We start from the raw sequence: 26,223 nt of genomic DNA, 5'->3' as shown, positions 1-26,223 counted from the left end.
ATATTGCCCTGCTGGCGCGGCCCCAGACAAGCGCCTCCAGCGGCCGACAAACCTAGCCGGCAGCCCCGGAGAATGCGAAACCCTGCGCATCGGCGACCGCCTCAACGCTGGCACGCAACTGCTCCAGCTCCGTATCGCGCGGCGCGATGCGCGGGCGCAGATCGAGCGTGCAGGCCAATGCACGACGCAGCAGTTCGGCATGCGCCACGGCGAGGATCGCGGCCTGGTTGGCATCCAGCAAACCCGCGGCTCGGCAAGCCTCGATCAAGGCCGTGCTGGAAGTGGCGCCGAGCAAAGCAGGTTTGTCGGACGCATGTGCCAGCACCAGTCCCTGCAGCACGAACTCGATGTCGAGCAACGCACCGCGCCCCTGCTTGAGGTCGAGGTTCATCGCGTCGGAGCGGTCGCGCTCGGCGCGCCAGCGACGACGCATCTCGCTCACCTCGGCCAGCACGCGGGCCGGCTCGCGGGGCACGCCGAGAATGTTGCGGCGCACCGCAGCCAAGGCCGCGCCCAGCGCGGCATCGCCGGCCACCGGGCGGGCACGCAACAGAGCCTGGTGCTCCCATGTCCACGCCCGACTCTGCTGGTAGGCGATGAAGGCGTCGAGGCTGCCGACCAGCAGGCCCTTGGACCCGTCGGGACGCAGCCGCGTGTCCACTTCGTACAGGCGGCCCGCGCGGGTAGGCACCGTAAGCCAGTTCATCACGCGCTGGGCGAGCCGCTGGTACCAGCGCGCGCCTTCGATGGGCCGTGCGCCGTCGCTGGTCACCTGCGCACGCTTGCCGTCGTACACGAACACCAGGTCGAGGTCGGAGGCGAAGCCCAGTTCCTCGCCGCCAAGGCTGCCATAGCCCAGCACCGCAAAGCCGGAGCCCTCCCCGGGCAGGCGTCCATGCTGGGCAATCAGCTCACGCTCGGCCAACGCGGTGACCGCGCCCACTACCGACTCGGCCAGCGCCGCGAGGCGACGCGCCGTGGCCGCCGCGTCGGCCCGGCCGTCGTTGAAGGCAAGGCCAAGGCGAAATGCGGTGGAGGACTGGAACTCGTTGATGCGCTCCAGCTCCGCTTCGGCCTCACGCTCTTCGAGCGTCGCCAGCACGCGTGCGATCTCGGCGGCGATGTCGGCGCGCTTGAATGGCAACTGGTCGATGCGCGGATCGAGCACATCGTCAAGCAGCAACGGCTGCGCGATGGCCTGCTCGGCAAGCAGGGCGCTGTCGGCAAACAGGGCGACCAGCCGCTTGCGCGCAGCGGGCTGCTCTTCGAGCAGGGCGAGATAGGACGACCGCCGCGCCACCGCCTGCGTAAGCCGGCACAGGCGCAACAGGCAAGGCACGGGTGCCGTGCTGTTGCGCGCGGCGGCGATCAGCTGCGGCATCAGGTGATCCAGCCGTTCGCGCGAACGCGCCGACATGGCACGCACCGCTCCGCCCTGCGGCAGCTTGGCGAGCGCATCGGCCACCTCCGCGCCCGGCGTGAAACCACTGGCTTCGAGCATGCCGGCCTCCAGCGTGCCGGCGCAGGCCGCCTGCCACAATGCGGCGTCAGCCTCGGGTATACGCGCACCGCGGCCGCCTTGCGGCATCAGCACGGCGGCAAACTCGTTAGCGACGATCTCGCGATGTTTCGCCAACTCTTCCGCCAGCGGATCCCACGCGGGCCAACCCAGTCCGAAGGCGATGCGCTCCCGGCTCAACGCGTCATCGGGAACGTCATGGGTCTGCGCGTCGCGCAGCATCTGCACGCGGTTCTCCAGCCGGCGCAGGAACACATAGGCGGCGCGCAGCGACTTCGCACGCACGGCAGGGATGTGGCCGCGCGCCTCGCACGCGGCCAGCGCAGACAGCAAGCCGCGCACGCGCAGGCTGGGCTCGCGCCCGCCGCGGATCAACTGCACGAGCTGCACGATGAATTCGATCTCGCGAATCCCGCCGGAACCAAGCTTCAGGTTGTCGGAAAGCTCCTTGCGCGCCACTTCCGCATCAATCAACGCCTTCATCTCGCGCAGGCCGGCGAAGGCGGTGTAATCGAGGTACTTGCGGTAAATGAAAGGCCGCAGCAGCTCCTGCAATTGCTTGCCTGCGGCGCGATCGCCGGCTACCGGGCGCGCCTTGATCCAAGCGTAGCGCTCCCAGTCCCGGCCCTCGCGCTGGTAGTACTGCTCCATCGCCGCGAACGACAACGCCAGCCGCCCCGCGTTACCGAACGGCCGCAGGCGCAGGTCGACGCGCGCGCAGATGCCGTCCACGGTCGGCTCGTTGAGCAGGCGCACCAGTTGCCGTCCCAGCCGCACGAAGTACTCGCCGTTGTCGAGCACGCGGGCGCCGTCGCTCTCGCCGCCATGCGGATAGGCCAGCACAAGGTCGATATCAGAGGAGAAGTTGAGCTCGGCGCCGCCCAGCTTGCCGAAGCCCACCACCACCAGCCGCTGCCGCTCGCCCTGCCTGCTGCGCGCCTGGCCGTAGCGTTCGGCCAGAGCGCGTTCGCTCCAGCCCAGCGCGACGTCCAGCAGCACCTCGTACAGCACGCTGGTGGCGGAGAGGGTATCCGGCAGCTCATCCAGGCCGTTGACGTCGCGGAACACCAGTCGCAGCGCCTCGGCGTGGCGGAAGCGGCGCAGCGCGGCCAGCGTCGGTGTCTCGTCCTCCGGCAACTTCAGGGCATCGATGCGCGTCGCGGCATCGGCATTCGAACGCAGGCGTTCCAGCCCCGCAGGCGACAGCAGTGCGGGCTGGGCGCGCCATGCCTCGAACGCGAAATCGCTGGCCGCCAGCGTGCGGCGGATGCGCTCGGCCACGCCCGCATCGTCATGCAACGGCACGCCGGCAGCGCGACAGCGCGCCACCAGTTCAGCATAACGGTCGTCGACCAGGGCGCGCAGGGCGGGAGATTCGTGAGGCATCCCTGAATTGTGCCGCAGCGAAGGCGAGCGTGCCGGTACACGGTCTGCCGCCTCGGCACGTTGCGCGAAGACGTTCCCGGGCAACAATCGATTCATGTCGTCCCCATTACCTTTTTGTTGCGGTCCTGCCCCTGGCTGCGAAAATCGCTCGCTCTCACAAACCACCCGCTCCATGACAACCGAGTCCGCGATTCAGCCATGACCTCATCCGCCGCCCCCGTCCTTCGCCGCATGATTCTGCGCATCGTCGTGGTGCTGGCGATGGCGCTGCTGTTCGTGCTGCTCACCGGCCTGCTCGACGGCGGCCAGGGCGTCTTGCCGCTGCGCATCCTGGATCAGCCGCGCTTCTTGTTCGCGAATGCGTGGCCCGGTCTGCTGGTTGTCGGCCTGTTGCTGGTGACGACGCGTCGTCTGCTGTTGTCGTTTGGGCTGGCCTACCTGCTGGAGGTGCTGGTCTACGGCATCAACAGGCTGAAGATGGCGAATCTCGGCACCCCGCTGCTGCCGGCGGATTTCCGCATGGTGGGCCAGTTGCGCAAGGGTGGCGCGCATCTTCTCGCCGGCTACCTGCCGCACAGCCCATGGCCGTACCTGGTGATGGTCGTGGCCGTGCTGGTGCTGGTGGCAGCATGGCGGTTGGAACCGCCATTGTTCGAGCGCCGTACCGGTGGCAAGCGCCTCGCGGCGGGTGGGGCACTGGCGCTGTTGCTCGGCAGCCTGCTCGCCGGCTGGATCGGCTGGGCGAAGGTCTACAACGGGCATGTGCTCTGGATGGAGCCATGGTCGGCCGCATCGACCCGCGACCATGCCGGCCTGTTCAGCGAACTGGTGATGTTCGACCTGCAGTACAACCTGCACAAACCCAAACCCAACAGCGTGGTGGCCGAGCAACTGATCAGCCAGTCCGTCCATGCGCTGCGCCAACGCATCGGCATGCCAAATGCCGCCGTGCTGCCCGACATCGTGGTGATCCAGAGCGAATCGTTCTTCGATCCCAGCACCACCAACGGCTACGCGCACAGCGACCTCACGCCCAACCTTCGCCAGCTCGCGGCGCACGGCACCAGTGGCGCGCTGCACGTGCCCACCTTCGGCGGCGGCACCATCCGTACCGAATTCGAGATGCTCACCGGGCTGTCGTTGCGTTACTTCGACAACCTGCAGTTTCCCTACCTGCAGATGGGCCGCAAGCAGGTACCGAGCCTCGTCCATGTGCTCGACGAGCACGGCTACGAAACGGTGGCGGTGCACGGCAACGATCCAACCTTCTGGAACCGCAATACCGCGTTCAAGGCATTGGGCTTCCAACGCTTCGTGTCGCAGGCCGACTTTCCGCGCGACGCGCCGAACGACGGCAAGTACATGGCCGACAGCGCGATGACCGACGAGATCCTGAGCCAGCTCAAGGACAACGGGCCGCCGCAATTCATCTTCGCCATCAGCATCGAGGCGCACGGCCCTTACGACGTGGATCCGAAAAACATCGCCGAGCGCGACGCCATCGCGGTGCCCGCTGGCATCGAGGGCAAGGACAAGATCGCGCTGCAGAACTACATCTACCACATGCAGCACGCCGACCAGGAACTGGGACGTCTCGCGGCGGCGCTCGCCAAGCGCCAGCGCCCTGCCTTGCTGTTGTTCTACGGCGACCACTTGCCCGCGCTCACCGACGTCTATCGCACGGACGGCTTCGTCGACGGCGGCGACATGCTCGCGCAACCTGGCACATGGCTGCTGGTCGATCCGCGCAGCACCACGGCTCCGCCCGTGCACGAGGACACGGCCGCGTGGCTGATGCCCGGCCTGTTGCTCACCGCCGCCGGCATCCACGACGACGCCTACTACGCGCTTACCCAGCAACTCGGCCCGCAACTCGCCGCACTCACCCGCGCTCCCGGCGCCCCGCAACCCGACGAAGACGACGCGACCCGGCAGTTGGATCAGTCCATGGCCAGCGTCGAGCAGTTGCGGATGAGCCGCAAGCTGCAGCCATTGCTGGCAAAGGCATTGGGAGCATCGCCTGCGCCGACGCCAGCCGCCGCGACCAGCCCGACCCCGGTGGCAACCGTGCCGGCGACTGGCAGCGGAGCGCAGACTGCGCATTGAGATTCGGTCTGAGTGAGGCTTGCCCGGCGCAACTACGCCGCAGTCGCCATCCCGCGCAGGCCATCGAGTCAATCCAAAGAAAAACCCGCCGGGAAGGCGGGTTTTTCGTATCGCGCTGCCCTTCCTGAGCAGTGCAGCCAGGACGGCCGCTGTCTGATCCGCGCCATCGGGGACGATGGCGCGGACGAGGGCATCAGAAATCCATGCCGCCCATGCCGCCCATGCCACCGGGGGCGCCGCCGTGGTTGTGCTCTTCCTTCTTCGGCAGCTCGGCCACCATCGCTTCGGTGGTGATGGCGAGGCCAGCCACGGAGGAGGCGTACTGCAGGGCCGAGCGGGTCACCTTGGTCGGGTCCAGGATGCCGAACTCGATCATGTCGCCGAACTCGCCGGTGGCGGCGTTGTAGCCGTAGTTGCCCTTGCCTTCCTTGACCTGGTTGACGATCACGCTGGACTCGCCGCCGGCGTTGAAGACGATCTCGCGCAGCGGAGCTTCCAGTGCACGACGGGTGATGGCGATGCCGAGGTTCTGGTCTTCGTTGTCGCCCTTCAGGTTCTCGACGGCCTTGAGCGCACGGATCAGCGCCACGCCGCCGCCCGGCACCACGCCTTCTTCCACCGCCGCACGGGTAGCGTGCAGGGCGTCTTCAACGCGTGCCTTCTTTTCCTTCATCTCGACTTCCGTCGCCGCGCCGACCTTGATGACGGCCACGCCGCCGGCCAGCTTGGCCACGCGCTCCTGCAGCTTCTCGCGGTCGTAGTCCGACGAGGTCTCTTCGATCTGCGCCTTGATCTGGCCGATGCGGGCCTGGATCTTCGCCGCTTCGCCGGCGCCGTCGATGATCGTGGTGTTTTCCTTGGTGACCACGACCTTCTTGGCGCGGCCGAGGTCGGCGATGGTCGCCTTCTCGAGCTGCAGGCCCACTTCTTCGGAGATGACCTGGCCGTTGGTCAGGATGGCCATGTCTTCCAGCATCGCCTTGCGGCGGTCACCGAAGCCCGGCGCCTTGACGGCGGCGACCTTGACGATGCCGCGGATGGTGTTGACCACCAGGGTGGCCAGCGCCTCGCCTTCCACTTCTTCCGCCACGATCAGCAGCGGCTTGCCGGCCTTGGCCACGCCTTCGAGGATCGGCAGCAGCTCGCGCACGTTGGAGACTTTCTTGTCGTGCAGCAGGATGAAGGGGTCGTCCAGCTCGACCTGCTGGCTCTGCTGGTTGTTGATGAAGTACGGCGACAGGTAGCCGCGGTCGAACTGCATGCCCTCGACCACGTCCAGCTCGTTGTCCAGACCCGAGCCTTCCTCGACGGTGATCACGCCTTCCTTGCCGACCTTCTTCATCGCGGTGGCGATGATGTCGCCGATGGCGCTGTCGGAGTTGGCGGAGATGGTGCCGACCTGGGCGATCGCCTTGTCGTCGGCGGTGGGCTTGCTGAGGTTCTTCAGCTCGCCGACCGCAGCGGTCACGGCCTTGTCGATGCCGCGCTTCAGGTCCATCGGGTTGATGCCCGCGGCAACGGCCTTCATGCCTTCGCGGATGAAGGCCTGCGCCAGCACGGTGGCGGTGGTGGTGCCGTCACCGGCATTGTCGGAGGTCTTGGAAGCGGCTTCCTTGACGATCTGCGCGCCCATGTTCTCGTAGGGATCGGCCAGCTCGATTTCCTTCGCCACGGACACGCCGTCCTTGGTGACGGTGGGGGCGCCGAAGCTCTTCTGGAGCACGACGTTGCGGCCCTTCGGGCCCAGGGTGACCTTGACGGCATTGGCGAGCGTGTTCACGCCCTTCAGGATGCGCGAACGGGCGTCTTCGCCGAAGCGGACTTCTTTAGCGGCCATAAAATTTTTGCCTCAAAAATTTTGAAATAAGGAAAGGGTCTGTCGTTTCGAAAGCGTTGCCGAAGCAAGCTCTAGACAACGGGCGAGCGCGATGGGCGCGCTCAGCCCTCGATCACCGCCACGATGTCGTCTTCCTTCAGGAAGACCAGCTCTTCGCCGTCGATCTTGATTTCCTGGCCGGCGTACTTGCCGAACAGCACCACGTCGCCTTCTTTCAGGCTCATCGGGCGGACGTTGCCGTCTTCCAGGATGCGGCCGGTACCGGCGGCGATCACCTTGCCGCGGGTGGGCTTCTCGGTGGCGCTGTCGGGGATGACGATGCCGCCGGCGGAGACGCGCTCCTCTTCCAGGCGCTTGACGATGACGCGGTCGTGCAGCGGACGCAGTTTGCTCATGGGTGGCTCCCAAGCTTTTGGTGATGAAAAGAGTTGAGGACTGACAGGCTGGCTCGTGGCCTGCTGTTAGCACTCGACGAAGATGAGTGCCAATTCTGGCGATTCAAGCCCCTCACCCGCAAGTGGTGGCGGGCCCGGATCGGCAGGTACAAGCCTTGGAACAGCGGATGGGGCGGACAGGCGCGGGTTTCAAGAGGCCTCTGCTACCGTGCATTGTCCGATCCGTCGCCCGCCGCCATGACCGCCCCCGAAATCCTGCTCTGCCTGTGCACCTGCCCCGACGCTGTCAGCGCGCAAAAGCTGGCGGAGGCACTGGTGGGGGAACGGCTGGCCGCCTGCGTCAACCGCGTGCCGGGGGTGCTTTCCACCTACCGCTGGCAGGGAGAAGTGAACACCGACGGCGAGGAGCTGCTGCTCATCAAGACCACCGTCGCACGCTTTGACGCGCTCAAAGCGCGGCTGCTGGAACTGCATCCCTACGAGTTACCAGAACTGATCGCGCTGCCGGTCGACCGTGGCCACGCGGCCTATCTGGACTGGGTGCATGGCGCGACCGAAGACTGCTGACAGCCCTTGTCAGCTGCACCCGGCAGACTTCGGCCATCTCCCAGCCATCCCGACCCAACCCTGATGAAGAAGACCGACTACGCCGTATTGCTGTCGCTGGGCGCCCTGTGGGGTGGCTCGTTCCTGTTCATGCGGATGGGTGCCAGCGCCTTCGGCGCGCTGCCGCTGGCGGGCCTGCGCGCCATCGGCGCGGCGCTGTGCTTCCTGCCCCTGCTGGCCTCGCGCCAGCGCCGGGCGGAATGGCGCGCGCACTGGTGGCCGATCGCTGTCGTCGGCTTGACGAATTCGGCACTGCCCTTCGCGCTGTTTACCTTCGCCACCCGCAGCCTGCCCGCGGGGACGGCTTCGATCATCGACGGCATGACGCCCATGTTCGCCGCCCTGGTCGGTTGGCTGTGGCTGGGCCAACGGCTGGACGCCTGGCGCAGCGCCGGCCTGGTGGTCGGCTTTGCCGGCGTGGTCTGGCTGGCCGAGGGCAGCCTCGCGCTGGGGCCGGGCGCGGGCGCGGCGCTGCTCGCCGGCGTGGCGGCCACCGCGCTGTACGGCTACGTGGTGCACTACACGCACCTGCGCCTGGCCAAAGTGACGCCGCTGGTGGTGACAGTCGGGAGCCATATGGTCGCCGCACTCCTGCTGCTCCCGCCAACGGTGCTGTTCTGGCCCGTGCAGGCTCCGCCGCCGCAGGCCTGGCTCGCGGCAGCCGGGCTGGCCGTGCTGTGCACCGCGCTGGCCTATGTGCTGTTCTTCTGGGTGCTGGCGCGGGTCGGCGCGGTACGGATCATGGTCATTCCTTATCTGATACCGGCGTTTGGCGTGCTCTGGGGCGCGCTCCTGCTGGGCGAACCGGTGAGTGCCCGCATGCTTGGCGGTTGCGCGGTGGTGCTGCTGGGCACGGCGCTCACCACCGGGCTGGTCCGCGCGCGCCGCAAGGCTCCTGCGCTGGCCACCGGGGAGACATGAAGCCGCAGCGCGCGGAAGCCCGCTCTGCATGATCCATAATGGCTTTCCCCGCTGCACATCTGGAATCACGATGCGCTTCATCATCAGCCGCATGGCCGCCCGACTGCCGATTCTGGCCCTCCTGCTGCTTGGCCTGGGGTGCATGCTGGCGCCTGCCGTGTTTGCGCAGACACAGGAAGACAACATCCTGCCGGTGACCGAGGCCTACAAGCTCAGCACCGATGCCAGCACGCCCGGCACGCTCAAGCTGCACTGGGTCATCGCGCAGGACTACTACCTCTATCGCGGCCGCATGAAGTTCACCGCCGGCCCGGGCATCACGCTGGGCGAAGCGCAGCTGCCGCCTGGCGAAAAGCACGTCGACCCCTATCTCGGCCCGGTCGAGACCTACCACCACGCCGTCGACGCCAGCATTCCCTATACGGTGGCACCAGGCACCACCCATCTCGTGCTCAGCGTGCAGTACCAGGGTTGCCACGAAGTGGAGCCGAAGATCTGCTATCCCCCGCATACCGAGCAGCTTGACCTGCCATTACCTGCTACCGCCCCGACGCCTGCCGCGGGCACCTCGCTGGGCAACGCATTGCAGCAGATCGGAGAAAACGGGAACGACACCTCGTCCGATCCACTGCCGCAAGAGCAAGCCTTCAAGTTCTCCGCACTGGCGCAGGACGCACACCACCTGCTGCTGCGCTGGACGATGCCGAAGGATTACTACGTCTACCAAAACCACATCTCGCTCAAGCTCAAGGACGCCAATGGCCTGACGCTGGCCACACCCGCGTGGCCAGCGGGCGGCGTGCAGCATCAGGACGCGCAGCTTGGCACGGTGACGGTGTACTTCGGCGACCTCGCGTTACCGGTAGCCATCGAAGGCGATACCGCTGGCCACAAGCAAGTGACGCTGGAAGCAAGCTTCCTCGGCTGCAAGGACGGCGGCGTCTGCTATCCGCTGATGACGCGCGACGCCACCCTCGACCTCGCCAGCGGTGCGGCGGTCGAAGGCGTTACTACATCCGGCACAAGCACACCCTCTGGTCCGTTGCAGAGCAGTTTGCTCGTCGCGCTGTTGCTGGCGCTGGGCGGCGGCCTCGTCCTCAACCTGATGCCCTGCGTGCTGCCGGTGCTCTCGCTCAAGGCGGTGAGTTTGCTGGAAGGCGGCGAAACTCCTGCACTGCGCCGCCGTCATGCGCTGGCCTACACCGTCGGCGTATTGGCGAGCTTCCTTGCGCTGGGCGGCGGCATCCTCGTGTTGCGCTCGGCTGGCCATGCACTGGGCTGGGGCACGCAGCTGCAGCAGCCGCTGCTGGTGGCGGTGCTGGCCTGCGTGATCTTCGCGCTGGGCTTGTCGATGTCCGGCGTGGTGCAGTTCGGCGCTTCGCTGGGCAACACGGGCAGCACGTTGGCCAATCGCGGCGGCGTGGCCGGCGACTTCTTCACCGGCGTGCTCGCCGTGGTGGTGGCCAGCCCCTGCACCGCCCCCTTCATGGGTGGCGCGTTGGCTTATGCCTTCGCCGCGCCAGCCGCGCACGCGTTGCTGGTCTTCCTCATGCTGGGCGTGGGCCTGGCCCTGCCCTTCCTCGCCATTGCCTACATCCCCGCACTGGCGCGCTGGCTACCGAAACCCGGCCGCTGGATGGAAACGCTGAAGCAGGTGTTGGCTTTCCCGATGTATCTCACGGCGGCGTGGCTGTCTTGGGTGCTGGCCAACCAGCGCGGCGCCGACGCCGTGGGGCTGCTGCTGGTGACCCTGGTGCTGCTGGCGCTGGCGCTGTGGTGGTTCGAGCGCAGCCGCGGGCGCGGCCTGTTGCATCACGTGCTGACCGCACTGCTGGTAGTGCTGACCGCCGCGCCGCTGTATCTGTTGGTGCAGTTGCCACCCATGACGAATGCCGCGACGGCACAGCAGGGCACCGTGCCGTACAGCTCGGCGAAGCTCGCCGAACTACGCGCCGCCAACACGCCCGTGTTCGTGGACATGACCGCCGACTGGTGCATCACCTGCAAGGCCAACGAGCACACCGTGCTGGATGGCACTGCATTCCATGACGCGCTCAAGCGCGACGGTGCGGTCTACATGAAGGGCGACTGGACCAACGAGGACCCGGCGATCACCGCCTTCCTGCAGCACTACCATTCGCCGGGCGTGCCGCTGTACGTGGTGTTCCCGGAGGGCGGCGGCGAGGGTCGCCAACTGCCGACGGTGCTGACCACCGCGCTGGTGCAGCGGGCACTGGATGAGGCGGCGCATTGAGCCGCGACAACCTCGTCATCCTGGTCGCGGCGGTGCTGGCCGCAGCACTTGGCGGCTGGTTGCAACACGAGAGCCGCTTGGCGCATGTGCCGGCCGGAGTGACAGTGGCGCAGGCCGGCGAGCCAGCACCCCGGCTTGAACTGCCGGATCTGCAGGGCCGCCCCCATGCCCTGGCGGATTACCGCGGCCGCCGCGTGCTGCTGAATTTCTGGGCAAGCTGGTGCGGGCCCTGTCTGGATGAACTGCCGGCGCTGGATCGCGTCCAGGCCAAGTTCGGCGAAAACGGTAGCATCGTGCTGGGAATCGCCATGGATGATCCCGCGCATGTTCGTGCCTTTCTGGCCGATCATCCTGTGCGTTACCCTGTCCTGCTCGGCCGGATGGCACCGCCAAGCACATCACTGTTATGGGGCGACAACGACGAGATGCTTCCATATAGCGCGCTGATCGACGCCAATGGATGCGTGATCGCCACGCATCGCGGTCCGCTGGATGCCGCCACGCTCGATCAATGGCTCAGGTGAAAAGTACGGTCATGGACGGCCACCCAGTTGACCTTCGCGATCAGGCATGACCGCAAGAGCCACTCCCGCGCATACGCGAACGCACGGTGAGTGACGCACTTCTCCATTGAACATCGCCGATCTGCGCCGAACTGGACAACATCAGCAACTGCGCGCACACTGCGCCCCGTTCCGGGTCGTCCGGACGTCGTCGAAGGCATGGCGTGGCCAAGATCCTGGTCCTGCACGGACCCAATCTCAACCTGCTGGGCGCACGCGAGCCGACCATCTACGGCAGCGACACGCTGGCCGACATCAACGGCCGGCTGGCCGCGCAGGCGCAGGCCGCCGGTCATGAACTGGCATGGTTCCAGTCCAACGCCGAGCACGAACTGATCGGCCGTGTGCACCAGGCACGCGACGAGCAGGTGGCGATGATCCTGTGCAACGCCGGCGCATTCACCCACACCAGCATTGCGCTGCGCGATGCGTTCGCTGCGGTGGCGATCCCATTCATCGAGGTGCACCTGTCCAACGTGCACGCCCGCGAACGGTTCCGGCACCACTCGTACCTGGCGGACATCGCGATCGGCGTGATCTGCGGCTTTGGCGCCGACAGCTACCGCCTGGCACTGGACGCTGTCGTCGCCCGGCTGGCGCCACGCTGAAACTGCCCCTTTTCCTTTCCGGCCGCCCAAGGGCGGCCCATGACATGAAGGCCATCCCATGGATCTGCGCAAGATCAAAAAGCTGATCGACCTGCTCGAGGAATCCAACCTCGCGGAACTGGAAATCAAGGAAGGCGAAGAAGTCGTGCGCCTGTCGCGCGTGCCCAAGGGCGGCGTAGCCTTGGCTGCCCCGGCACCGATCGCGGTAGCCGCCGCTCCGGCGGCCCCCGCGCCAGTCGCCGCCGCCGAAGCCGCACCTGCCGCCAGCGCTCTGCCGGCCGGCCACGTAGTGAAGGCGCCGATGGTCGGCACTTTCTATGCCTCCGCCACGCCTGGCGCCCCGGCGCTGGCAAAGGTCGGCCAGCAGGTAAAGGCCGGCGAGACGTTGGGCATCATCGAGGCGATGAAGATGTTCAACCAGATCGAAGCCGACGTATCCGGCACGATCCAGGCGATCCTGGTCGAGAACAGCCAGTCGGTCGAATTCGACCAGCCGATGTTCGTGATTGCCTGAGCCGGCTGAGCCAACATGCCCATGCTCGAAAAAGTCGTCATCGCCAATCGCGGCGAAATCGCCCTGCGCGTGCTGCGCGCCTGCCACAGTCTCGGCATCAAGACCGTGGCGGTGCACTCCACCGCAGACCGCAACCTCAAGCACGTCGGCCTCGCCGACGAAGCCATCTGCATCGGCCCGGCGCCGTCGGCGGAGAGCTACCTCAACATCCCGCGCATCATCGCCGCGGCGGAAATCTCCGACGCCCAGGCCATCCACCCGGGTTACGGCTTCCTGTCCGAGCGCGCCGACTTCGCCGAACAGGTAGAGAAATCCGGCTTCATCTTCATCGGCCCCACCGCGGACGTGATCCGCCTGATGGGCGACAAGGTGGAGGCGATCAAGGCGATGAAGGCCGCGGGCGTGCCCTGCGTGCCCGGCTCGGGCGGTCCGCTGGGCGACGACATCGATGAAAACCTGCGCATCGCCCGCGAAATCGGCTACCCGGTCATCATCAAGGCCGCGGGCGGCGGCGGCGGCCGCGGCATGCGCGTGGTGCGCACCGAGGCGCACCTGGGCAACTCCATCGTGATGACCAAGCAGGAGGCCAAGGCGGCCTTCGGCAACGACATGGTCTACATGGAGAAATTCCTGGAGAACCCGCGCCACGTGGAGATCCAGGTGCTGGCCGACGGCCAGGGCAACGCCATCCACCTCGGCGAGCGCGACTGCTCGATGCAGCGCCGCCACCAGAAGGTAGTGGAAGAAGCGCCCGCGCCCGGCATCACCCCGGAACTGCGCGCCCAGATCGGCAAGGTCTGCGTGGAAGCCTGCCTGCGCATCGGCTATCGCGGCGCCGGCACCTTCGAATTCCTTTTCGAGAACGGCCGCTTCTACTTCATCGAGATGAACACGCGCATCCAGGTCGAGCACCCGGTAACCGAGTTCATCACCGGCGTGGACCTCGTGCGCGAACAGTTGCTGATCGCCGGCGGCGAGAAGCTGTCGATCCGCCAGGAAGACATCAAGATCAACGGCCACGCCATCGAGTGCCGCATCAACGCCGAAGACCCGGACAGCTTCCTGCCCTGCCCCGGCACGGTGAAGCGCTTCGAGGCACCGGGTGGCCCCGGCGTGCGCGTGGATACCCATTTGTATGACGGCTACACGATCCCGCCGAACTACGACTCGATGATCGGCAAGCTGATCGTCTACGGCCCCGACCGCGCCACCGCCATCGCCCGCATGCGCCTGGCATTGGCCGAGACGGTGATCGAGGGCGTGAAATGCAACATCCCGCTGCAGCAGCGCATCATGGCCGACGTGGGTTTCCAGCATGGCGGCCAGAACATCCACTACCTCGAGAAGCGGATGGCGGAGCAGAAGGACAAATCGCCCGCGCACTAACACCATCAGACAACGGCGACATGGCCCTCAGCATTGAATTTGAAGAGCCTTCCCTGGGCGCACCGTGCGAATGCTGCGGCAATCGCACGGTGCATCTGATCAGGTTCGTGTCCAATGATGGCGATGCCCATGCCGTTTACTACGTCAGATTCACCGAAGGCCACCCGGAAACGCCTGCCGTCGCCGCAGTAAGCCTCGGAGATTGGGAAGAAGGCAGCACGCCCTCGCAACGCACGGCGTTTGCCCTTGAGCTTCGCGCGGATGGCGTCCGTGTCTGCAATGCGGATGAATCGCCATGGCACGAAACGAACATTCTTGGTCGCATGCTCGATCGTGATGAAGCATTGGCGCACCCCTTGATCAAGGAGGTGTTCCACATCACCGACCACATCTATCTCGAAGATCCACCCTTCATGGCACACATGAATCGCCAACCATCCAGCGACGCCTCGTAAATGCCCTTCCTCGAACTCTCCCTCACCACCCGCCTCGAACAGCAACCTCGCGTGGAGGAAGCGCTGGAGGATCTCGGCGCGCTGTCGATCACGCTGCGCGATGCCGATGCGGAGACGCCGGACGAGCAGGCGATCTTCGAGCCGGGCGTGGGCGAATTGCCGCTGTGGCCCACGATCACCTTGAACGCACTGTTCGACGAACACTCAGACAAACGCGGCCTCGCCGCCGCGCTGGGCGAATTGCTGCCGTGGCTCGAGCCCGACCAGCTGGACTTCCGCGTGGTGGAAGACCAGGACTGGGAGCGCGTGTGGATGGACCAGTACCAGCCGATGTCCTTCGGCCGGCGCCTATGGATCTATCCATGGAACATCGAGCCGCCGACCGACGACGAACGCGTGGTGGTGCGCCTCGACCCTGGCCTCGCCTTCGGCAGTGGTACGCATCCGACTACCGCGCTGTGCCTGGAATGGCTGGACGGGCTCGATCTCGCCGGCAAGTCCGTGATCGACTACGGCTGCGGCTCGGGCATCCTCGCCATCGCCGCGCTCAAGCTGGGCGCCATCCACGCGATGGGCGTGGACAATGACCCGCAGGCACTACTTGCCTCGCGCGACAACGCTGGGCGCAACGGCGTGGCGAAGCATCTGGACGTCTATCTGCCGGGCGACGAACCCAGGGCTGCAGCCGATGTGTTCGTGGCGAACATCCTCGCCGGTCCGCTGGGCGAACTCGCGCCCGCGTTCGCGGCGGCGGCAAAGCCCGGCGCACCGTTCGCGATCTCCGGCATCCTCGACGGGCAACAGGACGAACTGCTGGCACGCTACGCCGAATGGTTCGATGCGTTGCGGGTGGACGTGCACGAAGGCTGGGTGCGCATCAGCGGGCATCGTCGCGGCTAAAAGCCTGTTCACTGCCTCCACGCAGCCCGTGCAGCCTTGCCGTGGCCGTCAGGAGATAGCGTGTGGCGCCTGGCTATCGGGCGAAGCCGCACGCTGCCTCACGACAGCCGTGGCAAGGCAACCCGACGGGCCGCCCCTGTTCGACCGCATGTCTGCGTCATCACCCGGTCGTGGACGGGCGTCCGCCCCTCAAGGCCGAGTCCCTGCATGAACTCTCCCCGCGTACCCTCGTTCCTTCCTTGAGCTGCACGCAGACAGTTCCCGGCGCGGGCCACGCGGAGAGGGTGAACAGGCTCTCGTGCATCCCCTGCTAAGCTTGCGGCTCGTTCAACGCGACGCACCACATGTACGCACAATGCCCCGAATGCCTGTCCGTGTTCTCGCTCGGCGCGCAGGCGCTGGTGCAGGCGCACGGCTACGTACTGTGCGGACACTGTGGTGCCGGTTTCGACAGTCTCGCCACGCTCAGCGAGCAATTGCCGCCGGAACCCTTTCAGGAAATGCCGGTGAACGAGCAGGCACTGGCGCCGCCGCGCATCGAGCTGGTGGTGTATCGCCCGCAGCGCCCTGCGCCGGAACCTGCCGTGGTAGCGGAGGCAACATCTCCTGCCGCCGCGAACTCGGAAGACTTCTCGCAGCTGGTATTCGCGCCGCGTTTCGCGAAGGAGGCGCGCAAACGCAAACCGTCACGAGCCGCAAGGAAACACCGCGGGCCGCGCACCGCCGACCACCAACGGCGTTGGCCATGGGTGCTGGTCTGCACGGCGCTCACCATTGCGCTCGCGGGGGAAGTGGCATGGATCGATCGCAATGACCTGGTTCGCTCCCCACTCATCGGCAGCTGGCTGCGTGGCGCCTGCGACATGCTCGGCTGCCGCCTGCCGCTCGTGGCTGCGCCAAAGCAGTTGCACCTGCTCGCCAGCAACGTCGAAACGCATCCCAATGCCGCGCAGGCGCTGATGATCAGCCTCAGTCTGCGCAACGACGCTGCGTTCGCCCAACCCTGGCCTGTGGTGGTGGTCACCCTGTCAGATGCGCAGGGCCATCGGCTGTCGATGCGCCGTTTGCTGCCCACTGACTATCTCGATGACCCGGTCGTACTGCGCCAGGGGCTCGCGCCCGGCGCCACCACGGCACTGGTATTGGAAGTGCAAGATCCCGGCGACGCAGCGGTTGCCTACCAGTTTGATTTCGAATAGCGCACCGCACAGACACGGCACTTAAAATCCGCGTTCCGGACGGGTAGACTTCTCCGCCCCGCGCACTGCCGATGGCATGCACGGGGCGATCGCCCACGCGGTCGTGCAAGGCCATCAGAACAGCGGCCCACGCAGCCGCGCGAGACGTACAGAGGGAAATGTCAGTGAACGCCGTGAGATTGCCAACCGCCGAGGCCACCCGTCCGGTCGCCTCGCAGAGTGCGCTTGGCGAATGCGTCAGCCGCACCGTGCGCCGCTATCTCGCCGACCTCGGCGATGCGGACTGCGGCGAGGGGCTGCACGCACTGGTGATCCACGAGGTGGAAGGCCCGCTGCTGCGCGAAGTCCTGGCGTTCCATGACGGCAACCAGAGCCGCGCCGCCGTGGCGCTGGGCATCAACCGCGCCACGCTGCGCAAGAAACTGGCCGCGCACGGGCTGCTGTAATCAGCGTGCATTTGGCCGTCCAAATCCCGGCCGCCTCCCCGACTGGGCTATAATTCGCGGCTTTCCCGTCTGGAAGCCGCCATGCCCGCCCCCGCTGTCGTCCCCGTCCGCCGCGCCCTGCTCAGCGTTTCCGACAAGACCGGCCTGATCGAGCTGGGGCGCCGCCTCGCCGCGAAGGGCGTCGAGCTGCTCTCCACCGGCGGCAGTGCGAAGGCGCTGCGCGATGCCGGCATTGCGGTGAAAGACGTCAGCGACCTCACCGGCTTCCCGGAGATCATGGACGGCCGCGTAAAGACCCTGCATCCCAAGGTGCACGGCGGCCTGCTCGGCCGACGCGGCATCGACGACGCGGTCATGGCCGACCTCGGCATCCAGCCCATCGACCTGCTGGTGCTCAACCTCTATCCGTTCGAGGCCACCGTCGCCAAGCCCGGCTGCACGCTGGAGGACGCTATCGAGAACATCGACATCGGCGGCCCGGCGATGCTGCGTTCGGCGGCGAAAAACTGGAACGACGTGAGCGTACTCACCTCGCCCGGCCAGTACGAGACGGCGCTCGCCGAAATCGAACAGCATGGCGGCCTTTCGCGTGCCACGCGCTTCATGCTGTCGGTCGCCGCGTTCAACAACGTGGCCAATTATGACGGTGCGATCAGCGACTATCTCTCCGGCCTCAGGCTCGACGATGCGCACGAAGCGATCGCCGGCCACGAGCCCTTCCCGGCGCAAAGCAACAGCCGCTTCGTCAAGCTGATGGACCTTCGTTATGGCGAGAACCCGCACCAGGACGCCGCGTTCTATCGCGACCTGTATCCCGCGGCGGGCACGCTGGCCACTTTCAGGCAACTGCAGGGCAAGGAGCTCTCGTTCAACAACATCGCCGATGCCGACGCCGCCTGGGAATGCGCGCGCAGCTTCACCAAGCCAGCTTGTGTCATCGTCAAGCACGCCAACCCATGCGGTGTAGCGGTGAGCCTGGACGGCATCGGCAAGGCCTACGACCTCGCCTACCAGACCGATCCCACCTCGGCCTTTGGCGGAATCATCGCTTTCAATCGCGAAGTGGATGGCGCCACCGCGCAGGCCATCGTGTCGCGGCAGTTCGTGGAAGTGGTGCTGGCGCCGGCATATACCGGCGACGCACTCAAGGCATTCGCCAAGAAGGGCAACGTGCGCGTGCTGGAGATCCCGGTGCCGGCCGGTACCGACCTGGTGGCCGCGCATCCCGGCAACAACGTCAAACGGGTGGGTTCGGGCCTGCTGATCCAGACCGCCGACACCGGCATGGTCAAGGCGGAAGGACTGAAAGTCGTGACCAAGGTGGCGCCCACGCCGCAGCAGATCGACGACCTGATCTTCGCCTGGAAGGTGGCGAAGTTCGTGAAGTCCAACGCCATCGTCTATGCCAGGCACCGCCAGACCATCGGCATCGGCGCTGGCCAGATGAGCCGCGTATACAGCGCGAAGATTGCCGGCATCAAGGCCGCCGACGAGAAGCTGGAAGTGCGCGGTTCGGTGATGGCGAGCGACGCCTTCTTCCCGTTCCGGGACGGCATCGACGCGGCGGCCGCGGCCGGCATCAGCGCGGTGATCCAGCCCGGTGGGTCGATGCGCGACGCCGAAGTGATCGCCGCCGCCGACGAGCACGGCATGGCAATGGTATTCACCGGGATGAGGCACTTCCGTCACTAAAAGTGACGGAAGTTGAGTCAAGCAACCTCGTCGCTAAAAGTGACGGAAGTCAATCAGGCAATCCCGGCACTGAAAGTGACCGGAGCCAATCCGCCAATCTCGCCACCAAGATGACGCAGGCCGCGCCGGCACTCTGGCGTCGCTTTACCTCTTCCTGCAGGAAGAGGGTCGGGATGCGGAGCCGATTTCGCTCCGCTCCTCGAATGACGCATCAATGTGCGCCGTCTTGCGAACCGCTGTCCTGCGAATCGTCCTCGGACTCGGCCGGCTTGCTCTTGCCCCATTCCAGGATCTTGTACATCACCGGCCTCACCGGCGGCGCGCCGTCGGTGGCGCTCATCGTGCCGTTGTTGTCGACCATGTATGTGTAGGACAAGCCGTTCTTCTGCGTGACCACCACCATATAGACGCGGCCGCCACGACGATACTCCTGATATACCGCATCGCCCTCGGTATGCACGCTGACATCGTCCGCCGGCGCATTACGCTTTACCGTCTTCGGTGCACCGTTGTCGCCCGGCATCACTGGCAGCGGAATCGGCTTGCTGGGCACCTGTGTGGCTGTGACCGTCGCCGGTGTACTGCCGTTGGTGCTGGATGACGCCGGCCGGGCTGGGGCCGCGGCCTGCACGCCCGGATCGTTCATGCCCGGCGGCGGAGGTGCCGGCGCGAACTGCGGCGACTGGCTGCTGGATTGCGCCCAAACCGGCGACGCGGCAAAAGCGGAGATGGCAAGCATGCAGACGACAGTTTTCATGGCGGCGACCTCGAAAGAGGCGCGAAGCATAGCAGCGCGACAGCCACCCTCCCGTGAACCGCACCCGCACGCGTCGCATGCAAGAATGCGCGCATGCCCAAGCTCATCCTGATCGACGGATCCTCCTACCTCTACCGCGCTTTCCACGCGCTGCCGCCGCTGACCAATGCTCAAGGCGAGCCCACTGGGGCACTGTTCGGCGTGGTCAATATGCTGCGCTCCACGCTGAAAGCCAGGCCCGACTACGTCGCCTTCGTCAGCGACGCCTCTGGCCCGACTTTCCGCGACGCGATGTACGAGCACTACAAGGCGAACCGCCCACCGATGCCAGCCGATCTGCGCGCGCAGATCGAACCGATGCTGGCCATCGTGGGTGCGCTGGGTTTCCCGATCCTGCGCGTGCCCGGCGTGGAAGCCGACGATGTGATCGGCACGCTCGCCGTGCAGGCGCAACAGGCCGGTATCGAGGTGGAGATATCCACCGGCGACAAGGACATGGCGCAACTGGTCGGCCCCGGCGTCACCCTGGTCAACACCATGACCAACACCACGATGGATCGCGCCGGCGTCGAGGAAAAATTCGGCGTACCGCCCGAGCGCATCGTCGACTACCTCACCCTGGTCGGCGACAGCGTGGACAACGTGCCTGGCGTGCCCAAATGCGGCCCCAAGACCGCCGCCAAATGGCTGGCCGAATACGGCTCGCTGGATGGCGTGGTCGCGAACGCGGCCAAGGTCGGCGGCAAGATCGGCGAGAGCCTGCGCGAGGCCCTGCCGCAACTGCCGTTGTCGCGTGCGCTGGTGACGATCAAGACCGACGTGGTGCTGGAACAACGCCCCGCCGACCTTGCGATGCGCGACGCCGACACGGACGCGCTGTGCCAGCTGTATACGCGCTACGATTTCAAGGCGGCGCTGAAGGAGCTCGATCTGTCCTCTCTCGCCGGGAAAGGTGCCGGGAGCGCGGGTTCGGCCGGAACGCACGACACTCCCTCCCCACCACCTCCGCCCGTCTTCCACGGAGAGAGCGGCTCTGTCCCAGGCTCCCATCTTTCGCCTGCGAATCTTGCCGTGGAGGGCGAGTACGAACTCGTCACTACCCAGGCACAACTCGACGTCTGGCTGGACAAGCTGCGTGATGCGCCGCTGATCGCCTTCGACACCGAAACCACGGCGCTTGATCCGATGCTGGCCGATGTCGTGGGCCTGTCGCTGGCGGTGGAGCCGGGCCATGCTTGCTACATTCCACTGGCGCACGACTATCCCGGCGCCCCCGCGCAGTTGCCGCGCGACGCGGTGCTCGCCGCGCTGAAGCCCGTCTTCGAGGATGCGAGCCGGCCCAAACTTGGCCAGCACGCGAAATACGACATCAACATCCTGTCGCACTACGGCATCGTGGTGCAGGGCGTGCGCCACGACACCATGCTGGAGTCCTACGTGTGGAACGCCACAGCCACACGCCACGACATGGATTCGCTGGCGAAGAAGTACCTCGGCTACGACACCGTGAAGTACGAGGAAGTGGCCGGCAAGGGCGCGAAGCAGATTTCGTTCTCGCAGGTGGATCTGGACACCGCCTGTCGCTACGCCGCCGAGGACGCCGACATCACGCTGCGCCTGCACCACGCGCTGTGGCCGCAGCTCGAACGCGTGCCCACCCTGTGCAAGGTGTATGAAGAGATCGAGATACCGCTGGTGCCCGTGCTGGCAGGCATGGAGCAGCGCGGCGTGCTGATCGACGTGGACGAACTGCGTAAGCAGAGCCAGCAGCTCGGCAAACGCATGCACGAGCTGCAGCAGCAGGCCTATGCCGAAGCAGGCCGCGAGTTCAACCTCGACTCGCCCAAGCAGTTGCAGGCGATCTTGTTCGACCAGCTGGGCCTTCCGGCGAAACTCAAGACGCCTACCGGCCAGCCTTCGACGAACGAAGAGGCGCTGGAAGCCATCGCCGACGAACATGCACTGCCGCGCCTGATCCTCGACTACCGCGGCCTGGCCAAGCTGCGCTCCACCTACACCGACAAGCTGGCCGGCACGGTGAACCCGCGCACCGGCCGCGTGCACACCAGCTACCACCAGGGCGCGGTGGCCACCGGTCGCATTTCCTCCACCGATCCGAACCTGCAGAACATTCCGGTACGCACCGAGGAGGGGCGGCGCATCCGCCAGGCCTTCATTGCGCCGCCGGGATGGAAGGTGATGGCGGCGGACTACTCGCAGATCGAGCTGCGCATCATGGCGCACCTCTCCGGCGACGAAGGCCTGCTCAAGGCCTTCCACGAAGGCGGCGACGTGCATCGTGCCACCGCCGCCGAAGTGTTCGGCGTGGCCATGGAGGAAGTGAGCAAGGAACAGCGCCGCGCGGCCAAGGCGATCAACTTCGGCCTGATGTACGGCATGAGCGCGTTCGGCCTCGCCCGCCAGCTCGGCATCGACCGCGGCGAAGCCAACGACTATATGGCGCGCTACTTCGCGCGCTACCCCGGCGTGCACGCCTTCATGGAGGCCACCCGGGCGCAGGCGCACCGCGATGGTTACGTGGAGACGATCTTCGGCCGCCGCCTGTACCTGGAGAACTTGCAGTCACGCAACCAGGCCCACCGCGCCGGTGCCGAGCGCGCCGCGGTGAATGCCCCGATGCAGGGCAGCGCCGCCGACATCATCAAGCGCGCGATGATCGCCGTGGCGGCATGGCTCAACGGTCGCGACGACGCCCACATGCTGATGCAGGTACACGACGAACTGGTGTTCGAAGTGCGCGACGATGCGGTGGACTTGGTGCGCGAAGCGGTGCGCGAGCACATGCAGGGTGCTGCACAACTGGCCGTGCCCTTGCTGGTGGAGGTAGGGGTTGGCGCAAACTGGGACGAGGCGCATTAGACGTCCATTTGTTGCTTTCCCGTGAAATGAACGAAGCCTGACTTTTCTTTGCGCAGGCCGTAGAACTTTTCCGCCGCCGCGCGTTCTTAGTTATCGGGTGTACGCAACGGCACCCACGGCTGGTCACCTCCCTGGACAGCCACCCGGACGCGGAGCCTCTCCCCTGGGCCTCCGCCTCCCCGGCCCCGAAGGTACCCCTGACCTTCGGGGCCATTTTTATGCGCGTTTAGTCGTTCGTTCGTCCACGAACGCGTGGATCCAGGAGCGACTCTCCATGGCCGCACTGCTCACCATTGCGCGTTCGCCCACGATCGCCAAGATCAAACGGCGGCCTCCATGGTCGCACTCTCCAAGCAGGCCACTTCATCCGCTGCGCCCTGTCCAGCCCTTTCACTTCAACTGCGCGGATCGACCCGGCATACTCAAGACTGTTCCATCGCCGGAAAAAACCATGCGCTTCGCACTGATCATCATCGGCCTCGCCTTGCTCATTGCTGGCGCGTGGGTGGTATTCGGCCACGGCAGTTACCAGACCACCGACACGCTGTTCCAGCTCGGCTCGGCCAAGCTCACCGCCACGCACGACAAGGCTTTCCCGCAATGGCTGGGCATTGCCGGCATCGTGGTCGGCGCATTGCTGGTTCTGGGCGGCATTCTCCGCAAGAGCTGACCGCGGCACCCGTTACAATTGGCGCGATGGATGTCTCGCACCTGATCGATTCGCTCAACGACGCGCAGCGCGAAGCCGTCTGCGCACCGCCTGGCCACTACCTCGTACTCGCTGGCGCCGGCTCCGGCAAGACCAGTGTGCTCACGCGCCGCATTGGCTGGCTCACCCAGGTGGAGCGTGTGCCACCGTGGGCGATCCTCGCGGTCACCTTTACCAACAAGGCTGCGGGCGAGATGCGCGCGCGGCTGGAAAGCCTGATCCCCGGCGGTACGCAGGGCCTTACCGTAGGCACCTTCCACGGCATCGCCCATCGCCTGCTACGACGGCATTGGCGCGAGGCCAGCCTGCCGGAAGGCTTCCAGATCCTCGACGCCGACGACCAGCAGCGGCTGGTGAAGCGCGTGGTGGCCGGCCTGGGACTGGACGAGGCGCGATTCCCGCCGCGGCAGGCCACATGGACGATCAACGGCTGGAAGGACGAGGGCAAGCGCCCCGACGCCATCGAACATCGCGACCATCCCGTCACCGCCACCCTGGTACGCATCTATCAGGCCTACGAAGACGCCTGCCGCCGCGCCGGCCTGGTCGATTTCGCCGAACTGCTGCTGCGTGCGCACGAACTGTGGCTGAAGAACCCCGCCGTACTGGAGCATTACCAGAACCGCTGGCGGCATCTGCTGATCGACGAATTCCAGGACACCAACGCGCTGCAATACGCCTGGATCAGAGTGCTCGCCGGCAACAGCAGCAAGGTGTTCGCCGTGGGCGACGACGACCAGAGCATCTATGGCTGGCGCGGCGCGAAAGTGGAGAACATGCAGCAGTTCCTGCGTGACTTTCCCGGTGCGCGCACGATCAAACTGGAACAGAACTACCGCTCCACCGCCACTATCCTCAAGGCCGCCAACAGCGTGATCGCGCGCAATGGCGGCCGTCTCGGCAAGGAATTGTGGACGGACGGCGGCGAGGGCGAACGCATCGCGCTTTACGCCGCGTACAACGAGCAGGACGAGGCGCGCTTCGTCATCGAGCGCATCCGCGAATACGTCGCCGAGCACGGCAACGCGCGCGACTGCGCCATCCTCTACCGTTCCAACGCGCAATCGCGGAACTTCGAAGAACAGCTCACCCAGCGCAACATCCCCTACCGCGTCTACGGCGGCCAGCGCTTCTTCGAGCGCGCCGAAATCAAGGACGCATTGGCCTATCTGCGCCTCACCGCCAATCGCCACGACGACGCCTCGTTCGAGCGCGCGGTGAACACGCCCCCGCGCGGCATCGGCGACCGCACGCTGGACGTGCTGCGCCGTCGCGCACGCCACGACACCACGTCGATGTGGGAAGCCGCACTCGCCGAACTCGCCGGCGGCGAACTGGCCGGGCGTGCGAAGAATGCGGTGAAGACTTTCCTTGCGCTGATCGAAGGGATGGCCCGCACGTTTTCGCCCTCTCCCCTGCGGGGCACCGGCTTTGAGGAGCGAGCAGAAGGGCGGGATTCGCCGGAAAGTTCCGCTTCGACCGCCGCCTCGGCCAACCCGCTCTCCGGAGGAGAGAGCGCTTCGACGCTGCCCCTCGCCGAGCAGATCGACCACGTGCTCAGCCATACCGGCCTGCGCGACCACTACGAGAAGGACAGCCGCGGCAACGGCGAGGCGCGCATCGAAAACCTCGACGAACTGGTCAACGTCGCCAGCCGCTTCGAGCGCACGCAGGAAGACATCGACGCCGGCCTCGACGAGCTGCCCGCCTTCCTTTCGCACGCCGCGCTGGAAGCCGGCGAAGGCCAGGGCGAAGCGTGGGACGACTGCGTGCAGCTGATGACCCTGCACTCCGCCAAGGGCCTGGAATTCCCGCTGGTGTTCCTGGTGGGACTGGAAGAAGGCCTGTTCCCCAGCCAGCGCTCCACCGAAGACGAAGGCCGGCTGGAGGAAGAACGCCGCCTTGCCTACGTGGGCATCACCCGCGCCCGCGAACGCCTCGTCGTCAGCTACGCCGAATCGCGCCGCATGCACGGCACCGAAATGCTGGCGCGCCCCTCGCGCTTCCTCGCCGAGATGCCGGCCGAACTGATCGACGAGGTGCGCCCACGCGTGCAAGTGAGCCGGCCGCTGTACGCCGGAGCCAGCCGCCATGTCGATCCTCCTTCCTTGCAGGAAGACCTGCCGGTGAAGCTCGGACAGCGCGTCAACCATCCCAGCTTCGGCGAAGGCGTGGTGGTCAGCGCCGAGGGCAGCGGCGCGCACACGCGGCTGCAGGTGAACTTCGAAGACGCAGGCAGCAAATGGCTGGTGGCGGCCTATGCCAACCTCACGCCCCTGTAGACACGTGCAGCATCGGACAGACCTTTCCTTCCTCGCCAAGCACTTGACCCAGACAGCAGGCCGTCAAACCCCATGAACCCACCGGACATCATCGTCACGGACGCACCCGAAGCCGCGGATCTTGCCGTGGTCTCCGACAGCCTGGACCGGTTCAACATCGATGCCAGCGGCATCGCCGACCGGCGTCCCCTCGCCGTACTGGCGAGAGATCCCCTGACAGGCAAAACCTTGGGCGGAATCACTGGTCGCACTTCTCTTGGCCTGCTGTTCCTCGACGTGTTCTTTCTGCCGGAAGCCCTGCGCGGATCGGGCATCGGCAGCCGGATGCTGCAGATGGCCGAAGCGGAAGGCGGGCGGCGCGGTTGTCGGGCCGCTGTGCTCTACACGATCAGCTTCCAGGCTCCGGAGTTCTACAAGAAACATGGCTGGCGCGAGTTCGGGACGATCCCCTGCGATCCGCCGGGCACCAGCCGCATCTTCCTCACCAAGGATCTGCAACCGGCAACGTGATTATCGATGCCCAGCGAACCCGACCAGCAACGCGGCGCGCATCGAACGGATGCAATTACCCGGTCAAATCCACGCAGCGTTCGCTTCTTGTCCCTGCAACCTTGGCGCCACTCGCTTGTCGCATTCCCAGGTCGCAACGACGCAGGCGTCGGTCACGCCAGCCTTGACCCGATACGTTGGCTGCATGGGTTCGCCGCGGACATGGGAAAGCGGGCTCCCTTCCCGCCGTCTTCCACCATTTTTTTGGCAGTCCAGACCCCTGGACTGCCCCTTGCCAAGGCGCCGGATTGCGGGGAGG

General features: G+C 66.2%; 21 protein-coding genes. 17 read left to right on the top strand and 4 right to left on the bottom strand.

Annotated elements, in window-relative coordinates; translation table 11 throughout:
- Window positions 1-52 precede the first annotated feature (52 nt).
- On the bottom strand, window positions 53-2,905 hold the full coding sequence (glnE, locus tag IHE49_RS11895; RefSeq protein WP_192158099.1) for a bifunctional [glutamate--ammonia ligase]-adenylyl-L-tyrosine phosphorylase/[glutamate--ammonia-ligase] adenylyltransferase: 2,853 nt from the start codon (window positions 2,903-2,905) through the stop codon (window positions 53-55).
- A 198-nt stretch (window positions 2,906-3,103) separates the two neighbouring features.
- Between glnE and IHE49_RS11890 the strand changes: the two genes are divergently transcribed.
- A complete protein-coding gene (locus tag IHE49_RS11890) occupies window positions 3,104-5,011 on the top strand; it encodes an LTA synthase family protein (RefSeq protein ID WP_225578398.1) in 1,908 nt (635 codons plus the stop codon).
- A 193-nt stretch (window positions 5,012-5,204) separates the two neighbouring features.
- Here IHE49_RS11890 and groL read toward each other — a convergent pair whose 3' ends face one another.
- Window positions 5,205-6,848, bottom strand: a complete 1,644-nt coding sequence (gene groL / locus IHE49_RS11885) for a chaperonin GroEL (RefSeq protein WP_192158097.1) — start codon at window positions 6,846-6,848, stop codon at window positions 5,205-5,207.
- Between the two features lie 101 nt (window positions 6,849-6,949).
- Window positions 6,950-7,243: a co-chaperone GroES gene (groES, locus tag IHE49_RS11880; RefSeq protein WP_049623107.1), complete on the bottom strand. Its 294-nt coding sequence runs from the start codon at window positions 7,241-7,243 to the stop codon at window positions 6,950-6,952.
- A gap of 237 nt (window positions 7,244-7,480) precedes the next feature.
- On the opposite strand from groES, the gene cutA reads away from it, so the two are divergent.
- The 12 genes from cutA (at window position 7,481) to purH (ending at window position 18,787) form a co-directional block, all read left to right on the top strand.
- Complete coding sequence (cutA, locus tag IHE49_RS11875; RefSeq protein WP_192158095.1) at window positions 7,481-7,810, top strand: divalent-cation tolerance protein CutA; 330 nt, start codon at window positions 7,481-7,483, stop codon at window positions 7,808-7,810.
- Window positions 7,811-7,873: 63 nt separating this feature from the next.
- Window positions 7,874-8,770, top strand: coding sequence for a DMT family transporter (locus tag IHE49_RS11870; RefSeq protein ID WP_192158093.1), 897 nt, complete (start codon window positions 7,874-7,876; stop codon window positions 8,768-8,770).
- 70 nt (window positions 8,771-8,840) lie between these two features.
- Complete coding sequence (locus tag IHE49_RS11865) at window positions 8,841-11,024, top strand: protein-disulfide reductase DsbD (RefSeq protein ID WP_192158091.1); 2,184 nt, start codon at window positions 8,841-8,843, stop codon at window positions 11,022-11,024.
- Window positions 11,021-11,548 carry a TlpA disulfide reductase family protein gene (locus tag IHE49_RS11860; protein ID WP_192158089.1) on the top strand — a complete coding sequence of 176 codons (528 nt, stop codon included), beginning with the start codon at window positions 11,021-11,023 and terminating at the stop codon, window positions 11,546-11,548. Before IHE49_RS11865 ends, IHE49_RS11860 begins: the two co-directional genes overlap by 4 nt.
- A 203-nt stretch (window positions 11,549-11,751) precedes the next feature.
- Window positions 11,752-12,195, top strand: coding sequence for a type II 3-dehydroquinate dehydratase (gene aroQ / locus IHE49_RS11855; RefSeq protein WP_192158087.1), 444 nt, complete (start codon window positions 11,752-11,754; stop codon window positions 12,193-12,195).
- 58 nt (window positions 12,196-12,253) lie between these two features.
- Window positions 12,254-12,709: an acetyl-CoA carboxylase biotin carboxyl carrier protein gene (gene accB / locus IHE49_RS11850; protein WP_192158085.1), complete on the top strand. Its 456-nt coding sequence runs from the start codon at window positions 12,254-12,256 to the stop codon at window positions 12,707-12,709.
- 21 nt (window positions 12,710-12,730) lie between these two features.
- Window positions 12,731-14,095 carry an acetyl-CoA carboxylase biotin carboxylase subunit gene (accC, locus tag IHE49_RS11845; RefSeq protein WP_192158225.1) on the top strand — a complete coding sequence of 455 codons (1,365 nt, stop codon included), beginning with the start codon at window positions 12,731-12,733 and terminating at the stop codon, window positions 14,093-14,095.
- Window positions 14,096-14,115: 20 nt separating this feature from the next.
- A complete protein-coding gene (locus tag IHE49_RS11840) occupies window positions 14,116-14,550 on the top strand; it encodes a hypothetical protein (protein WP_192158083.1) in 435 nt (144 codons plus the stop codon).
- Entirely contained in the window at window positions 14,551-15,450 is a 900-nt protein-coding gene (prmA, locus tag IHE49_RS11835; RefSeq protein WP_192158081.1) for a 50S ribosomal protein L11 methyltransferase, read from the top strand. It begins immediately after the preceding gene.
- 344 nt (window positions 15,451-15,794) lie between these two features.
- Complete coding sequence (locus tag IHE49_RS11830; RefSeq protein WP_192158079.1) at window positions 15,795-16,649, top strand: zinc-ribbon and DUF3426 domain-containing protein; 855 nt, start codon at window positions 15,795-15,797, stop codon at window positions 16,647-16,649.
- A gap of 158 nt (window positions 16,650-16,807) precedes the next feature.
- A complete protein-coding gene (locus tag IHE49_RS11825) occupies window positions 16,808-17,095 on the top strand; it encodes a helix-turn-helix domain-containing protein (protein ID WP_192158076.1) in 288 nt (95 codons plus the stop codon).
- An 81-nt stretch (window positions 17,096-17,176) separates the two neighbouring features.
- Window positions 17,177-18,787 carry a bifunctional phosphoribosylaminoimidazolecarboxamide formyltransferase/IMP cyclohydrolase gene (purH, locus tag IHE49_RS11820; protein WP_192158075.1) on the top strand — a complete coding sequence of 537 codons (1,611 nt, stop codon included), beginning with the start codon at window positions 17,177-17,179 and terminating at the stop codon, window positions 18,785-18,787.
- Window positions 18,788-18,998: 211 nt separating this feature from the next.
- On the opposite strand, the gene IHE49_RS11815 is transcribed toward purH, so the two are convergent.
- On the bottom strand, window positions 18,999-19,544 hold the full coding sequence (locus IHE49_RS11815) for a DUF2782 domain-containing protein (protein WP_225578397.1): 546 nt from the start codon (window positions 19,542-19,544) through the stop codon (window positions 18,999-19,001).
- Window positions 19,545-19,637: 93 nt separating this feature from the next.
- Between IHE49_RS11815 and polA the strand changes: the two genes are divergently transcribed.
- The 4 genes from polA to IHE49_RS11795 all read left to right on the top strand — a co-directional run bounded on the left by polA (window position 19,638) and on the right by IHE49_RS11795 (window position 25,925).
- On the top strand, window positions 19,638-22,424 hold the full coding sequence (gene polA / locus IHE49_RS11810) for a DNA polymerase I (protein ID WP_192158073.1): 2,787 nt from the start codon (window positions 19,638-19,640) through the stop codon (window positions 22,422-22,424).
- Between the two features lie 451 nt (window positions 22,425-22,875).
- Window positions 22,876-23,094 carry a hypothetical protein gene (locus tag IHE49_RS11805; RefSeq protein WP_192158071.1) on the top strand — a complete coding sequence of 73 codons (219 nt, stop codon included), beginning with the start codon at window positions 22,876-22,878 and terminating at the stop codon, window positions 23,092-23,094.
- Window positions 23,095-23,120: 26 nt separating this feature from the next.
- Entirely contained in the window at window positions 23,121-25,415 is a 2,295-nt protein-coding gene (locus IHE49_RS11800; protein ID WP_192158069.1) for an ATP-dependent DNA helicase, read from the top strand.
- A gap of 72 nt (window positions 25,416-25,487) precedes the next feature.
- The gene (locus IHE49_RS11795; RefSeq protein WP_192158067.1) at window positions 25,488-25,925 is read left to right on the top strand and encodes a GNAT family N-acetyltransferase; all 438 of its coding nucleotides are present in this window, start codon (window positions 25,488-25,490) and stop codon (window positions 25,923-25,925) included.
- The last annotated feature ends 298 nt before the right edge of the window (window positions 25,926-26,223 follow it).

The sequence above is a fragment of the Rhodanobacter sp. 7MK24 genome (assembly GCF_014842995.1).
GTDB lineage: Bacteria > Pseudomonadota > Gammaproteobacteria > Xanthomonadales > Rhodanobacteraceae > Rhodanobacter_A.
Note: the sequence above shows the minus strand (reverse complement) of the source record. Positions and strands in the feature narration are given on the sequence as shown.

What these genes read in the sequence shown, in the direction of transcription:
- IHE49_RS11865 (WP_192158091.1), top strand. Translation starts at nt 8,841, where the DNA reads ATGCGCTTCATCATCAGCCGCATGGCCGCCCGACTGCCGATTCTGGCC.
- groL (WP_192158097.1), bottom strand. Translation starts at nt 6,848, where the DNA reads ATGGCCGCTAAAGAAGTCCGCTTCGGCGAAGACGCCCGTTCGCGCATC.
- prmA (WP_192158081.1), top strand. Translation starts at nt 14,551, where the DNA reads ATGCCCTTCCTCGAACTCTCCCTCACCACCCGCCTCGAACAGCAACCT.
- cutA (WP_192158095.1), top strand. Translation starts at nt 7,481, where the DNA reads ATGACCGCCCCCGAAATCCTGCTCTGCCTGTGCACCTGCCCCGACGCT.
- purH (WP_192158075.1), top strand. Translation starts at nt 17,177, where the DNA reads ATGCCCGCCCCCGCTGTCGTCCCCGTCCGCCGCGCCCTGCTCAGCGTT.
- IHE49_RS11840 (WP_192158083.1), top strand. Translation starts at nt 14,116, where the DNA reads ATGGCCCTCAGCATTGAATTTGAAGAGCCTTCCCTGGGCGCACCGTGC.
- polA (WP_192158073.1), top strand. Translation starts at nt 19,638, where the DNA reads ATGCCCAAGCTCATCCTGATCGACGGATCCTCCTACCTCTACCGCGCT.
- IHE49_RS11870 (WP_192158093.1), top strand. Translation starts at nt 7,874, where the DNA reads ATGAAGAAGACCGACTACGCCGTATTGCTGTCGCTGGGCGCCCTGTGG.
- glnE (WP_192158099.1), bottom strand. Translation starts at nt 2,905, where the DNA reads ATGCCTCACGAATCTCCCGCCCTGCGCGCCCTGGTCGACGACCGTTAT.
- IHE49_RS11815 (WP_225578397.1), bottom strand. Translation starts at nt 19,544, where the DNA reads ATGAAAACTGTCGTCTGCATGCTTGCCATCTCCGCTTTTGCCGCGTCG.
- IHE49_RS11890 (WP_225578398.1), top strand. Translation starts at nt 3,104, where the DNA reads ATGACCTCATCCGCCGCCCCCGTCCTTCGCCGCATGATTCTGCGCATC.
- IHE49_RS11830 (WP_192158079.1), top strand. Translation starts at nt 15,795, where the DNA reads ATGTACGCACAATGCCCCGAATGCCTGTCCGTGTTCTCGCTCGGCGCG.
- groES (WP_049623107.1), bottom strand. Translation starts at nt 7,243, where the DNA reads ATGAGCAAACTGCGTCCGCTGCACGACCGCGTCATCGTCAAGCGCCTG.
- IHE49_RS11805 (WP_192158071.1), top strand. Translation starts at nt 22,876, where the DNA reads ATGCGCTTCGCACTGATCATCATCGGCCTCGCCTTGCTCATTGCTGGC.
- IHE49_RS11800 (WP_192158069.1), top strand. Translation starts at nt 23,121, where the DNA reads ATGGATGTCTCGCACCTGATCGATTCGCTCAACGACGCGCAGCGCGAA.
- IHE49_RS11795 (WP_192158067.1), top strand. Translation starts at nt 25,488, where the DNA reads ATGAACCCACCGGACATCATCGTCACGGACGCACCCGAAGCCGCGGAT.
- accC (WP_192158225.1), top strand. Translation starts at nt 12,731, where the DNA reads ATGCTCGAAAAAGTCGTCATCGCCAATCGCGGCGAAATCGCCCTGCGC.
- accB (WP_192158085.1), top strand. Translation starts at nt 12,254, where the DNA reads ATGGATCTGCGCAAGATCAAAAAGCTGATCGACCTGCTCGAGGAATCC.
- IHE49_RS11825 (WP_192158076.1), top strand. Translation starts at nt 16,808, where the DNA reads ATGTCAGTGAACGCCGTGAGATTGCCAACCGCCGAGGCCACCCGTCCG.